This is a genomic window from Mangrovimonas sp. CR14 (assembly GCF_011764015.1).
Lineage (GTDB): Bacteria > Bacteroidota > Bacteroidia > Flavobacteriales > Flavobacteriaceae > Mangrovimonas > Mangrovimonas futianensis.
The window spans coordinates 520329-533475 of the sequence record NZ_JAAFZY010000001.1 but is presented as its reverse complement, the minus strand read 5'-3'; the positions used below and the strand labels follow the sequence as shown (position 1 = coordinate 533475).

Below are 13147 nucleotides of genomic sequence, written 5' to 3'. Positions count from 1 at the left end.
TTTAAATTAGATTGATTTGGTTGTAAAGTTAAAACTCTTTTATTTCAATTTCTTCATTTATGTAAACAAGTATTTTCTTTTCGGTTTTTATTCCCATCTCACCCAAAGCCTTTTCATAGCTAAGTAATTGTTGGTCATGTTTTTTCAGGGCCTTACCTGTTTTATAGTCAATAATAGTGGCATTTCTTTGACCGTCAATAACCAATCTGTCCGGTCTATAAATAGCTCCTGAAGTAGAAAGGATATCCCGCTCATTGATTTTTATAGATTCTCCTTCAAAATATTTTTGAAGCTGGGGATGGAAAATAATTTCGCGCAATTGGGTCAGCAATTCTTCCTTTTCAAAATCGCTCAAAACCATTTCATTGAATTCAGCAAATATAAAATCCAAATCATCAATGGTTCTTATATTAGCAAGTAACTTATGAACCAAATTACCTTTCTCTAGTGCTTTCTCCTGATTAGAATCCCAAAGCATTCCTGATTTGGTTGAAATTTCCAATTGGTGGTCCTTTCTTGAAACTGAAATAAATTCTAGCGCTTTCACTTTCTTTGGTAATTCAGACTTACTTTTTACAAACCTTTCTGGAGTTCCAAACGTATAAACTAACTTCCCCTCATCCCACTCGTTGAGGTGTTCTAAATATTTAACAAAGATGTCTGCATAGGATTTCAAATCATCAACCCTACTTTTAACCTTTGTTTGCTTCGATATGACATATAACTGTTCTTCAGCCCTGGTTAAAGCAACATATAACAAATTAATATTGTCCAATTGTTGCTCTGCACGATGTCGTGTATAAATCGCTTCCCCAACATCACCAAATTCCTTCATACTCGTATTAAAACTGAGAAGCCCCTCCTCGAACCCAAAGAATGTATTTGTATCTAAAGGATACCACTCCTTAGGATCTTGCTCTCGGTAGATTTCTAAATCGGCAAATGGGAAAATCACAACAGGAAATTCCAAGCCTTTGGACTTATGGATTGTCATGATTTGAACTGCATTTTGATCTACCGGTGTCACAATACTTAGCTTATCCTTTTTCTCTTCAAAATATTCCAAAAATGAAGGCAAGTCAGAGCTCTTGCTTTCTGAAAATTCAAAAACAACATCCAGAAAATATTGTAAATATGCATTAGATGTCTTATGCAGTTTGAAACACCGAATGATATCTTCTGTCATTTCAAAAAGTGGCCATTCCATCACCGTACTATAATCCAAATCAAAACCTAATGCTTGAAGTTTTTCAAATAGGTTTTCATCACTTTCATTAATAAATTTTTGAATGAATTGATGGGGAGCATCAGGTTGTATTTGCTGAGACAGATAATATAACCAATCTACCTGAGCTTCTTTATTGTCTTGTTGCACCATCCAGGTTAAAAAATCAATAACAAATGAAACTTCCGGAGAGTTAATAAGCAACAAAGACTCAGAAGATATAACAGGGATGCCTTGGTCATTCAAATAATCTGCAATGACTATCCCTTCTTTATTCTTCCTTACTAGAACACAGATTTCACCAAACTCAAATCCCTTTTTTTGGTTAGCCAAAATTATATCTAGTGTTTTGATGCAATAAGCCTCCTCTCTGCTGTCCTCGTCTTGAAGTTCCAAAAATTCCAATGATACAAATCCTGAATCAAGTGACTTTACCTCTTGTTTTGCTGAAGTATAAAGGTTTGAATAATCTGAGTGATCAAAAAACCCTTTTGCTAGGAAATCGAATAACCCATTATTAAATTCTACTATGGTTTGATGACTCCTAAAATTGGCCGGAAGATTAGCAATATTTTTTTCAGCTTGAAATGGAGAGTCTCTTTCTGAATTGGCCAGATCAAGAAATTGCTCAGCTTTTCCACCACGCCATCTGTAAATAGCCTGTTTGGCATCACCAACCAACAGTACAGACCCAATTCTATTATCTAATGGATTGCTTAATAATGGTTGTAAATTATCCCATTGTTTCACAGATGTGTCTTGAAACTCATCAATAAAAAAATGACTGAATTTTTCTCCCAACCGTTCATAAATAAATGGCGTAGGCTGATCCTTAATCTCTTTACTAATTAAATTATTGAATTCTGAAATCAACAGTTTATTTTGATCTTCCTTCAGCAATTTCAATTCATTGTTGATTGCATGAAGCACGGAAAGCGGTGTAATATTTTTATAAAAAACACGATAAAACTCCAGTTGAAAAATAAGCTGCTTTATCTGCATTAAGACTCTAGCCAATTCTGAATGAATGCTGTCAATTATAGAACAAATTTCAGGAGCTTGCTTTGCAGTATACAACTGCTCTCCGTTCAAAAACTTATTGATCCATTGGACTTCAAAATTGACCTCAAAATTCCCTTCCGAAACCTTTTGCAGCAGTTTAGGGTAGTAACTGCTATAAAAGTGACTTGGTTCCAAGCCACAGGACGCAATGAATTCAAGGGTTTTATTTGCCAACCCAATGAGCTCCTCCTTTGTCCTTTCAATTTTCTCCTTTAAAAATTGTTTTAGGATTTTAAAGTCTTCAGGATTTTTACCTTTGAGTTTTTCAACGTGTTCTAAATCTGATTCTCCGAGAAGTAATTTAGCTATTTTATTCAGGTCATATGCTATATTCCAGCTTTTATCCTCATCAGCCTTTTCAATAGCAAAATCCACTAAAACAGGAGTAAGGCTCTTATCAATTCCAGCCTTAGCAATTAATGCATCCACGGCCTCTCCCAACAATTGGTCAACATCCATTTCCACTTCAAAATCCATAGGAACCTTTAGGTCATGAGAAAAGGTTCTTATTAATTTATGGGTAAACCCATCAATAGTAGAAACATTGAAAGCCGAGTAATTGTAGACTATATATTTTAAAAGTTGTGCCGACTTCTCTTGAATTAAGACTTGATCCTGACCAATTTCATTAGATATATCGAGCAACATAGAATCTAATTGACCATCACCCACCGTATTGGAAAAAACCTTTAATTTTTCCAATATTCTCGATTTCATCTCTCCAGCAGCCTTATTTGTAAAAGTGATAGCCAGAATATGCTTGAAGTGATCTAGATTATCACGCTTCAAAAGCACTTTGAGATATTCTTTAACTAGAGTATAAGTTTTACCACTTCCTGCAGAAGCACTGTAAATCAGAAAAGGAGAGCTTGACGTCATTAATAAAAATTTAACACAAGATAAGAAGTATCAATGATTTCATAAGGATATATTATTTTTAATTGAACGCATTTATCCGTAAATTTGAGGGAAATTTTTTATAAACTTTAAAACAATATATTATGGCTTTCGAATTACCGAAACTAAAATATGCGTATGATGCATTGGAACCACATATCGATGCTCGTACCATGGAAATTCATCATACAAAACACCATCAAGGTTATACAAGTAAATTAAATGATGCAATTCAAGGAACAGATTTAGAAGGAAAAACCATTGAAAACATCCTAATCAATTTGGATATGGATAACAAAGCTGTTAGAAATAACGGTGGTGGTTTTTATAACCACAGTCTTTTCTGGGAAGTTATGAACCCTGAAGATAAAGGTCGTTTATCAGGAGAACTTAAAGATGCCATTGAAGCTGAATTTGGCTCTTTTGAAGTTTTCAAGGATGCCTTTAGTAAAGCAGCGGCAGGACAATTTGGATCTGGATGGGCTTGGTTATGTGTTCATGAGGGAGGAAAAGTTGAAGTTTGCTCTACACCTAATCAAGATAATCCTTTAATGCCAGGTGTTGGTTGTACTGGGACTCCAATTTTAGGTCTGGATGTTTGGGAACACGCCTATTACTTAAATTACCAAAACAGAAGACCAGATTACATTGAAGCCTTTTTCAAGGTAATTAATTGGAATGAAGTTGAAAGACGCTATGCTGAAGCAAAATAATTTCTAAGCATAACTCACATGATAAAAAAAGCAGTCCAAATGGACTGCTTTTTTTATTTCTAGAAAATAAAAAAGGCGAACACAAGTGTTCACCTTTTTTGCCCCAAATCTACCATAAACTTAACCTACTTATGTTATGGTGATTCAAATATATAAGGAAAGAAATCAAATGATAATAGAAAATAGATAAACGGTTGTAAAATCTGTTGAAAGTTAGAAAATCAGCAAATACAGATTAAAAAAGATTGACTTGCAACAAATTATATAAAATAAAAAGGTGAACACAAGTGCTCACCTTTTTGCCCCAAATCTACCATAAACTTAACCTACTTATGTTATGGTAGTTCAAAGAACTTCGAAAGCAATGAAATCATAAAATAAAATAGTCCAACAGCCTAAAAATTAGACAAGAAGCATTAAAAAAGGATAAAATTGGGTTTTTGAAAGACTTAAAATAAGAAAGGGCATAAAAAAAGGCGAACAAGTGTTCACCTTTTTTTGCCCCAAATCTACCATGAACTTAACCTACTTATGTTATGGTCTTACTAAATTAGATGGATTTTCTCATTTCGAAATAAATAATAGACGAAATGCATATATATTAGATTAAAAGACTGATTTATAGGACGAACCGTATATATCAAATTTTATGGTTAATATGCTCTCTCCCTATTTCCTTCAAAGAAATTAATAAAAGCTCTATTCACCACGCGATTTCCACCTGGTGTTGGATAATTCCCAGTAAAATACCAATCTCCCAAATTTTTAGGACATGCTTCATGCAAATCTTCTATTGATTGGAAAATAGTTTCTACCTCTGCACTTACAGTTTCATCAGAAATAAGCTCAGATATTTTATCTGAAATTTGCTCTGCAGTAAATTGGCTATATAAATCTTTTACAAAGTTTCTAACATCCTTATCTTCAAGCTCTACTTGCGCTAAACACTTGCGATAAACTTCCTCCACCATATGATATTTATCGTTTTCCTTCAATAATTCCAACATAGCTCTAAAGGCAATTAAATCTTCAAGTCTAGCCATATCAATACCATAACAATCTGGATACCTGATTTGTGGAGCAGATGAAACTACCACTATTTTTTTCGGGTTCAATCGATCCAACATTTTAATGATACTCTTTTTCAATGTAGTTCCCCTAACAATACTATCATCAATAATAACCAGATTGTCATCCTTCTTGACAACACCATAGGTAACATCATAAACGTGTGCCACCAAATCATCACGACTACTATCTTCTGTAATAAAAGTTCTTAACTTAACATCCTTAATAGCAATTTTTTCAATTCTCGGTTTTTGAGATAAAATATCTGTTACTTCCTGCTCTGTTAATTTTCCATCTCCAGCAATAATAGCCTTTGTTTTTCGCTCACTCAAATACTGATCAACAGATTCTATCATCCCAAAAAAGGATGTTTCTGCTGTATTTGGAATGTATGAAAACACGGTGTTATCCGTATCATGATTTACAGCTTTCAGTACTTTAGGAATTAACTTTTTACCTAAAGTTTTTCTCTCTTGATAAATTTCTGCATCACTTCCACGAGAGAAATAAATACGTTCAAAGGAACATGCTTTTCTTGGTAGTGGCTCCAAAATCTTTTTAATGGAAACCTCTCCTGTAGTTTTAGTTATTATAGCATGCCCAGGCTCTAATTCCTTAACATCGTCATAGTTCACATTAAAAACTGTTTGAATAACAGGTCTTTCTGAAGCTACAATGACAATTTCATCATCCTGATAGTAATAGGTTGGTCTAATTCCCGCTGGATCTCTCAAAACAAAGGAATCTCCATGACCCAACAACCCAGCCATGGCGTAACCACCATCCCAGTTTTTGGCAGCTTTTCTCAAGATTTTGGCAACATTTAAACGTTCTGCAATCAATGGCGAACATTCATTTTTACTGTAACCTTCTTTTTTTAACTTTTTGTAAAGCTTAGCAACTGCGTCATCAAGAAAATGACCTATTTTCTCCATAATGGTTATGGTATCTGCCTTTTCCTTAGGATGTTGACCCAAACGAATCAAATTATCAAACAACTCATTTACATTGGTCATATTGAAGTTACCAGCAACAATTAAATTTCTATGCATCCAATTGTTTTGTCTTAAAAATGGGTGTACACTCTCCACGCTATTTTTACCAAACGTACCATAGCGAACGTGACCCAAATACACTTCTCCTACATATGGAATATGCCTTTTTTGAAGCTCTACATTATCAGCATATTCAGGATGTTCTGTCAGCTCCTTATTGATCCTTTGGTTAATTTGATCAAAAATATCTTGAATGGGCTGTTGCGCAATGGACCTAACGCGACTGATATACCTTTCACCAGGTTTAGTGTCCAACTTAATACTTGCAAAACCAGCACCATCTTGACCTCGGTTGTGCTGCTTCTCCATCATTAAGTACATCTTATTTACTCCATAAAAAGCACTTCCGTATTTCTCTTTATAGAATTCAAGTGGCTTTAAAAGCCTAAGTTGTGCAATCCCGCATTCGTGTTTTATAGCGTCACTCATTTCCTGTTTGTTGTGTTGTTGTTCTTAATTAAAAACGCGCTCAGTTTTGAGCGCGCTAATTTATGTTAATTCAATTTCGAATTGTGTTAATTTTTTAAACTCCTGCAGGCGTTTCCTTACCTCATTGGCTGATAGGTGTTTCATCCTCTCTGTTCCAAATTTCTCCACACAGAATGAAGCCAAAGTTGATCCATAAATAATCGCATTTTTCATGCTTTCAAATGTCACATTATCTACACTCGCCAAATAGCCTATAAATCCCCCTGCAAACGTATCCCCTGCACCAGTTGGATCAAAAACTTCTTCCAACGGTAAGGCTGGAGCAAAGAAAGCATTGCCTCCATTAAACAATAAAGCGCCGTGTTCCCCTTTTTTAATAACCACATAGGTAGGCCCCATTTCCTGAATTTTTCTAGCGGCCACTTTAAGAGAATGCTCTCCAGTTAATTGTCTAGCCTCTTCATCGTTAATAGTGATAACATCCACTTTTTTGATCACCTCCATTAATTCATCCCATGTGTTATCCATCCAAAAATTCATGGTATCCAAAACCACCAATTTGGGTTTCTTTTCCATTTGTTCTAAAACACCTAATTGGACGTTTGGATGTAAATTTCCTAACATCACATAGTCGGCATCTTTAAAATTTTCTGGAACAACTGGTTTAAAATCAGCCAGCACATTTAATTCTGTTGCAAGCGTATCTCTGGAATTCATATCGTTGTGATAGCGACCACTCCAAAAGAATGTTTTGCCATGAGGCACTACCTCTACTCCAGAAATATCCATACTCTTACTTTCTAAAAGCTCTAAATATTCATTTGGAAAGTCACCACCAACCACAGATACCACAGCCGAATCTACCTCAAATTGAGAAGCAGCCAGTCCTATAAATGTGGCGGCACCACCAAGAATTTTATCGGTTTTACCGAAAGGCGTTTCAATAGCATCAAAAGCTACTGTTCCTACAATCACTAATTTACCCATAAGGAGGTTTCAGAATTTTGGTGCAAATATAGTGTTTTAAGCTTGAATATACGAATGCTATTTTCTTCCAAAGTCCGCTGGAATTTCACCCCAAGCTTTCGTTTCCCATTTGACAATCACCGTATGATAAGTGTTGTTTTTCAACCAACTAACAGCTCGATCTACTAGTTCAAATAGGTCTTTGTTCTTTTCAGAACGTTCCAATTTTGTATTACAGGTTTTCTTTTTTACCCAACTTAATGCCGTTCTGGAATCCGTATAGATGATTTTATCACTATTTTTTTTCTTCAATAACGCCAAGCCATGAACAATGGCCAAGAACTCACCTATATTATTGGTGCCTTCAGCAAATGGGCCTTGATGAAAAATACGTTTCTTGGTTTGTGTATCAACACCTTGATATTCCATCTTTCCTGGATTACCACTTGAAGCGGCGTCGACTGATATGGAATTTGTATTGGGCGAACCAATTTTCTTTAATTGGTCGTCTGTCAATGGACTAACAAAGGTCTTTTGTTTCCCAACATAATCTTTATAGTTCCCCTTTAAAGCCTTTTTAGCAGCCTCAAAGGAACCAAAGGACTTGTAGATGGCACCCGGAAAATCTTTAATTTGAGCCTTACAATCCTCCCAAGATTCAAAAACTCCAGTATGCTTCCCTTTCCAAACGGTATAGTATTTTTTCTTTTTCTTACTCATTCAACAGCTTTGCAACAACTTTTGGAAAGTGCTCCATTTCCAACTCATGAATTTTAGCAGCCACATCTTCGGCCGTATCTGTAGACTCAACTTGACATGAGGCCTGAAAAATAATAGCTCCCTCATCATAGTGCTCATTCACGTAATGAATGGTAATCCCGGTTTCTTTTTCTTTATTAGCCACCACAGCTTCATGTACATGCATACCATACATACCTTTACCCCCAAATTTTGGCAGTAAAGCAGGGTGCACGTTAATCACTTTGTTTGGGAAGGCATGCAACAAGTTTTCAGGAAATTTCCATAAAAATCCAGCCAAAACAACTAAATCTGGTTTAGCATTCTTCAAAAGCTCCAAAACATCATTGGTTTCCACCAGCGCTATACGATTAAAGGACAAAGCACTAACTTTCAATCTTTTACACCTATCAAGCACCTTGGCTTGTGGATTATTAGTTAAAACCAAAACCACAGAAGCATCTTCTCTCTCTTTGAAAAAAGTAATTAAATTTTCGGCATTAGACCCACTACCAGAGGCAAAGATTACAATTCGTTTCATTTATTGTTATGACAGTTGTTACTCAGCAAAAAAAAGAATAAATAATTACAAATAGAATGCAAAAACCGAAATACTTATTGGTTATTTTAGTAAATTTAGAATCACATTTTTAAACCAAAGGTATGTTTTAAAATAAAGTTTTTTATTTTTGCGTCCTAATTAAAACTTAAAATTAAAAGATTATGTCAGACATTGCATCAAGAGTAAAAGCGATTATCGTAGACAAATTAGGTGTAGATGAAAACGAAGTAGTTCCTGAAGCAAGCTTCACTAACGATTTAGGAGCAGATTCATTAGACACTGTGGAATTAATCATGGAGTTCGAAAAAGAATTCGATATTCAAATTCCTGATGATCAAGCTGAAAACATTGCAACAGTAGGTCAAGCTATCTCATACATAGAAGGCGCAAAATAAGTTATTTTTTATGGAAATAAGGCGAGTTGTAGTCACCGGTTTAGGAGCACTTACCCCTATAGGAAATACCAAGGATGAATATTGGGAAGGCCTGAAAAATGGGAAAAGTGGAGCGGCTTCTATTACCTATTTTGACACTGAAAAGTTCAAGACCAAATTCGCTTGTGAAGTAAAAAACTTTAACGTTACCGATTTTATTGACCGTAAAGAAGCTCGGAAAATGGACAGGTTTACGCAATATGCGATGGTCGCTTCTGATGAAGCCATTGCAGATGCGAATTTGGACTTGGACAAAATCAATAAATTGAGGGTTGGTGTTATTTGGGGAGCAGGAATAGGAGGATTGGAAACATTTCAAGATGAAGTTTTAAACTTTGCAGCGGGAGATGGTACTCCGAGATTCAATCCATTCTTTATACCTAAAATGATTGCAGATATTGCACCTGGTAATATTTCCATTAAAAATGGATTTATGGGACCTAATTATACGACGGTTTCAGCCTGTGCTTCTTCTGCAAATGCCATGATTGATGCATTAAACTACATTCGATTGGGCCACTGTGATGTGGTTGTTACCGGAGGTAGTGAAGCTGCTGTTACCATTGCTGGTATGGGCGGATTCAACGCAATGCATGCATTATCTACAAGAAATGAAAGCCCAGAAACGGCTTCACGTCCTTTTGATGCAACCAGAGATGGATTTGTCTTAGGTGAAGGAGCTGGAGCAATCATTCTTGAAGAATATGAACATGCCAAGGCGAGAGGAGCAAAAATATATGCCGAGGTTGTAGGAGGAGGATTATCCTCAGACGCTTATCATATGACAGCACCTCATCCAGACGGTATTGGAGTTGTTGCGGTAATGAAAAATTGTTTGGAAAATGCAGGTCTAAAACCTGAGGATGTTGATCATATCAACACCCACGGAACTTCTACCCCTCTAGGGGATGTGGCTGAATTGAAAGCCATCAAGGAAGTATTTGGAGACCATGCCAAAAACATTAATATCAATTCTACAAAATCCATGACAGGACACCTGTTAGGTGCTGCAGGAGCCATTGAAGCCATTGCCTCTATTATGGCTATGGAACACAATTTGGTTCCTCCAACCATCAACCATCAAGTTGTAGATGAAAATATTGATCCTGAACTTAATTTAACATTAAATAAAGCACAAGAGAGAAACGTTAAAGTAGCCATGAGCAATACCTTTGGCTTTGGTGGTCATAACGCCTGCGTATTGTTCAAGAAACTTGATTAAAATAGCGAGTGAAAAACATTCGAAACATATTAAATTCCCGTTCCAACAGTGGCGGGAATTTTTTTATTTCTATTCGTAATATTTTAGGATTCAAACCAAAAAACTTAAAATATTTTAAGACGGCCTTCACGCATCGATCCATGAATATCAAGGACGATAAGGGAAATCCTATTAACTATGAACGTTTGGAATTTTTGGGTGATGCCATGTTGAGCGCTGTGATCGCCTCCCACTTATATTTAGAAGTTCCTGGAGGAGACGAAGGCTATTTGACTAAAATGCGCTCTAAGGTTGTAAGTCGTGAACACCTTAACGAATTGGGCAAAGAGCTTAATTTAATTTCCTTGGTAGAGAGTAAAATTCCTAAAGGACAGTTTGGCGACAATATTTATGGCAACTTATTTGAAGCACTTATCGGTGCCATTTTCCTAGATAGGGGTTATAAATACTGCGAAAAATTCATCTATAAAAAAGTCATCATCCCTTATGTTGACATTGAAAAACTTGAAGGTAAGGTCATTAGTTACAAGAGCCTTTTAATTGAGTGGTGTCAAAAGGAAAAGAAAACATTCAATTATGATGTTTATGAAGATACTGGCAATGATGAGATGAAGCATTTTTCAGTGAAACTCTCCATTAACAACAAGGTCGTCTCTAAAGCTAGGGCTACTTCAAAAAAGAAAGCAGAAGAGAAAGCATCCAAACGTGCCTTTTTTGTCTTTCAGAAACAAATATCCAAATCTTTCTAAACAACTGACCCTACAACGTTTTCGTAGAAAATACTTGGGAAGATTAAAGTTCCGTTTACAAAAATAACGGTTAGAAGTGCTATATTTACACCGAATTTTGGTTGTATGGCAATACGTAAGCTAAACCTTGATGATTTTTTCGATGAGATAGAGTATACCTTAATTGGCATTCATACCTCTATTGAAGATTACCGCTTGGTTTACCTGCTAAACAAGGCATTAAACCTTCGTTTAGTAAGAAAACGAGAGGATGTAGATTTTAAAAACAATGCCAGATTTTCATTGTTTGAATGGGAGAATCCTTCTCAAATGACCACCTGGAATGTGGTATCAAACATTTGTAAAGTAGAACTCTCTGATACTAAAAATGATGGTTCAACATTATTTGGTGATGACAAAAAAATAACCAAAACATTTTATTTGATGCCAGAATTTAAAAATGTAAACTATTTCCTTAAAATTTGCGACGATTTCCACCAATTTCAAGTTGATAAACGCATCGTAAACCGAATTCAGGAAATATCCCAAATTTCAACGGCGTATAAAATTGAACCCAACCTAATCAAATCAAAAGACAACTTAATTTTTAATTAATGTTACAACAGAAAAAAACCAAAATAGTTGCGACTTTAGGTCCTGCTACAAGTAGTAAAGAAGTTCTTAAAGGCATGTTAGATGAAGGCGTTAACGTTTTTAGAATTAACTTTTCCCATGCCGATTATAAAGATGTTGAAGAGCGCATTAAAATGATTCGTGAACTCAATGAAGAATACGAATATAATGCTGCTATTTTAGGTGACCTGCAAGGTCCTAAATTGAGAGTTGGTGTGATGAAAGGTGATGTCTTTGTCAAAGAAGGAGATGAAATCATCTTTGCTACTGGTGAGCGCTTTGAAGGCACCAAAGAGCGAGTTTACATGACGTATAAAAATTTCCCTCAGGACGCCAAACCCGGTGAAAAAATCCTGTTGGATGATGGGAAATTGATTTTTGAGGTGGTTTCTACAGATGGGGAATCAGAAGTTAAAGCCCGTGTTATTCAAGGAGGACCTTTAAAGTCTAAAAAAGGTGTTAACCTTCCAAATACTAAAATATCACAACCTGCCTTAACTGAAAAAGATATAGAAGATGCCATTTTTGCCATCAAACAAAAGGTAGATTGGATTGCACTTTCATTTGTAAGACATGCAGAAGACTTAATTCAGCTTCAAGACTTGATTAAAGAACACAGTAGTGAAAAAATTCCTATTGTCGCAAAAATTGAAAAACCAGAAGCTGTTGAGAATATTGATAAAATTGTAGCCTATTGCGATGGTCTTATGGTAGCAAGAGGGGACTTAGGAGTTGAGATTCCAGCCCAAGAAGTGCCGTTGGTTCAGAAAAAATTGGTGTTAAGAGCTAAACAAGCTAGAATTCCTGTAATCATTGCGACCCAAATGATGGAAACCATGATTTCAAGCTTGACACCTACAAGAGCTGAAGTAAATGATGTTGCCAACTCGGTTATGGATGGGGCTGACGCCGTAATGCTCTCAGGAGAAACTTCGGTTGGACAATATCCTGTTCAGGTTATCAAAACCATGTCTAACATCATAAAAAGTGTTGAAGACTCAGCTTTGATTCAAGTACCGCAATCACCACCACACATCAAAACCAAGCGATATATTACTAAATCTGTTTGTTACCATGCAGCTTTGATGGCCAACGAAATTAACGCAAAAGCTATTACCACTTTGACTAATAGTGGTTATACCGCGTTTCAAATTTCTGCTTGGAGACCAAAATCTCATATTTTAGTGTACACTTCAAACAAACATATTTTGACACAATTAAGTCTTTTATGGGGTGTTAATGCCTTTTATTATGACAAAATGGTTTCAACAGATAAGACTATTCAAGATGTCAACTTAATAGCCAAGAAAAAAGGATATGTGAAAAAAGGTGACATGGTAATTAGTTTAGCTTCCATGCCTATTCAAGAGAAAGGAATGACTAATACATTACGTATTAGAGAAATTTCAAAATAA

The 13147-nt window shown here is 35.7% G+C and carries 11 protein-coding genes; 6 read left to right on the top strand and 5 right to left on the bottom strand.

What is annotated here, in order from left to right; translation table 11 throughout:
* Positions 1-28: 28 nt before the first annotated feature.
* Positions 29-3166, bottom strand: a complete 3138-nt coding sequence (locus GZ212_RS02350; RefSeq protein ID WP_166956932.1) for an exodeoxyribonuclease V subunit beta — start codon at positions 3164-3166, stop codon at positions 29-31.
* 122 nt (positions 3167-3288) lie between these two features.
* Here GZ212_RS02350 and GZ212_RS02345 point away from each other — a divergent pair, with 122 nt between their 5' ends.
* Entirely contained in the window at positions 3289-3897 is a 609-nt protein-coding gene (locus GZ212_RS02345) for a superoxide dismutase (protein WP_053970879.1), read from the top strand.
* A gap of 653 nt (positions 3898-4550) precedes the next feature.
* Here GZ212_RS02345 and GZ212_RS02340 read toward each other — a convergent pair.
* Genes GZ212_RS02340 through purN form a run of 4 tightly spaced genes read right to left on the bottom strand, consistent with a single transcriptional unit; the run spans position 4551 to position 8694 of the window.
* Positions 4551-6449 carry an amidophosphoribosyltransferase gene (locus tag GZ212_RS02340; protein WP_166956930.1) on the bottom strand — a complete coding sequence of 633 codons (1899 nt, stop codon included), beginning with the start codon at positions 6447-6449 and terminating at the stop codon, positions 4551-4553.
* A 60-nt stretch (positions 6450-6509) separates the two neighbouring features.
* Positions 6510-7436 (bottom strand): PfkB family carbohydrate kinase, encoded by a 927-nt coding sequence (locus tag GZ212_RS02335; protein ID WP_166956928.1) that lies wholly within the window; start codon positions 7434-7436, stop codon positions 6510-6512.
* 57 nt (positions 7437-7493) lie between these two features.
* Positions 7494-8135: a viroplasmin family protein gene (locus GZ212_RS02330; protein WP_166956926.1), complete on the bottom strand. Its 642-nt coding sequence runs from the start codon at positions 8133-8135 to the stop codon at positions 7494-7496.
* Positions 8128-8694 carry a phosphoribosylglycinamide formyltransferase gene (gene purN / locus GZ212_RS02325; protein WP_166956924.1) on the bottom strand — a complete coding sequence of 189 codons (567 nt, stop codon included), beginning with the start codon at positions 8692-8694 and terminating at the stop codon, positions 8128-8130. The genes GZ212_RS02330 and purN overlap by 8 nt, the downstream gene beginning before the upstream one ends.
* A 182-nt stretch (positions 8695-8876) precedes the next feature.
* On the opposite strand from purN, the gene GZ212_RS02320 reads away from it, so the two are divergent.
* The 5 genes from GZ212_RS02320 to pyk all read left to right on the top strand — a co-directional run bounded on the left by GZ212_RS02320 (position 8877) and on the right by pyk (position 13147).
* Complete coding sequence (locus GZ212_RS02320; protein ID WP_053970874.1) at positions 8877-9110, top strand: acyl carrier protein; 234 nt, start codon at positions 8877-8879, stop codon at positions 9108-9110.
* Positions 9111-9120: 10 nt separating this feature from the next.
* Positions 9121-10371, top strand: coding sequence for a beta-ketoacyl-ACP synthase II (gene fabF, locus GZ212_RS02315; protein ID WP_166956922.1), 1251 nt, complete (start codon positions 9121-9123; stop codon positions 10369-10371).
* An 8-nt stretch (positions 10372-10379) separates the two neighbouring features.
* The gene (rnc, locus tag GZ212_RS02310; RefSeq protein WP_053970872.1) at positions 10380-11120 is read left to right on the top strand and encodes a ribonuclease III; all 741 of its coding nucleotides are present in this window, start codon (positions 10380-10382) and stop codon (positions 11118-11120) included.
* A gap of 105 nt (positions 11121-11225) precedes the next feature.
* Positions 11226-11714: an IPExxxVDY family protein gene (locus GZ212_RS02305; protein WP_166956920.1), complete on the top strand. Its 489-nt coding sequence runs from the start codon at positions 11226-11228 to the stop codon at positions 11712-11714.
* Positions 11714-13147 (top strand): pyruvate kinase, encoded by a 1434-nt coding sequence (gene pyk / locus GZ212_RS02300; RefSeq protein ID WP_053970870.1) that lies wholly within the window; start codon positions 11714-11716, stop codon positions 13145-13147. Before GZ212_RS02305 ends, pyk begins: the two co-directional genes overlap by 1 nt.

Excerpts from the sequence above, each read along its gene's own strand:
- GZ212_RS02350 (WP_166956932.1), bottom strand. The coding sequence starts at position 3,166 with ATGACGTCAAGCTCTCCTTTTCTGATTTACAGTGCTTCTGCAGGAAGT.
- GZ212_RS02345 (WP_053970879.1), top strand. The coding sequence starts at position 3,289 with ATGGCTTTCGAATTACCGAAACTAAAATATGCGTATGATGCATTGGAA.
- GZ212_RS02340 (WP_166956930.1), bottom strand. The coding sequence starts at position 6,449 with ATGAGTGACGCTATAAAACACGAATGCGGGATTGCACAACTTAGGCTT.
- GZ212_RS02335 (WP_166956928.1), bottom strand. The coding sequence starts at position 7,436 with ATGGGTAAATTAGTGATTGTAGGAACAGTAGCTTTTGATGCTATTGAA.
- GZ212_RS02330 (WP_166956926.1), bottom strand. The coding sequence starts at position 8,135 with ATGAGTAAGAAAAAGAAAAAATACTATACCGTTTGGAAAGGGAAGCAT.
- purN (WP_166956924.1), bottom strand. The coding sequence starts at position 8,694 with ATGAAACGAATTGTAATCTTTGCCTCTGGTAGTGGGTCTAATGCCGAA.
- GZ212_RS02320 (WP_053970874.1), top strand. The coding sequence starts at position 8,877 with ATGTCAGACATTGCATCAAGAGTAAAAGCGATTATCGTAGACAAATTA.
- fabF (WP_166956922.1), top strand. The coding sequence starts at position 9,121 with ATGGAAATAAGGCGAGTTGTAGTCACCGGTTTAGGAGCACTTACCCCT.
- GZ212_RS02305 (WP_166956920.1), top strand. The coding sequence starts at position 11,226 with ATGGCAATACGTAAGCTAAACCTTGATGATTTTTTCGATGAGATAGAG.
- pyk (WP_053970870.1), top strand. The coding sequence starts at position 11,714 with ATGTTACAACAGAAAAAAACCAAAATAGTTGCGACTTTAGGTCCTGCT.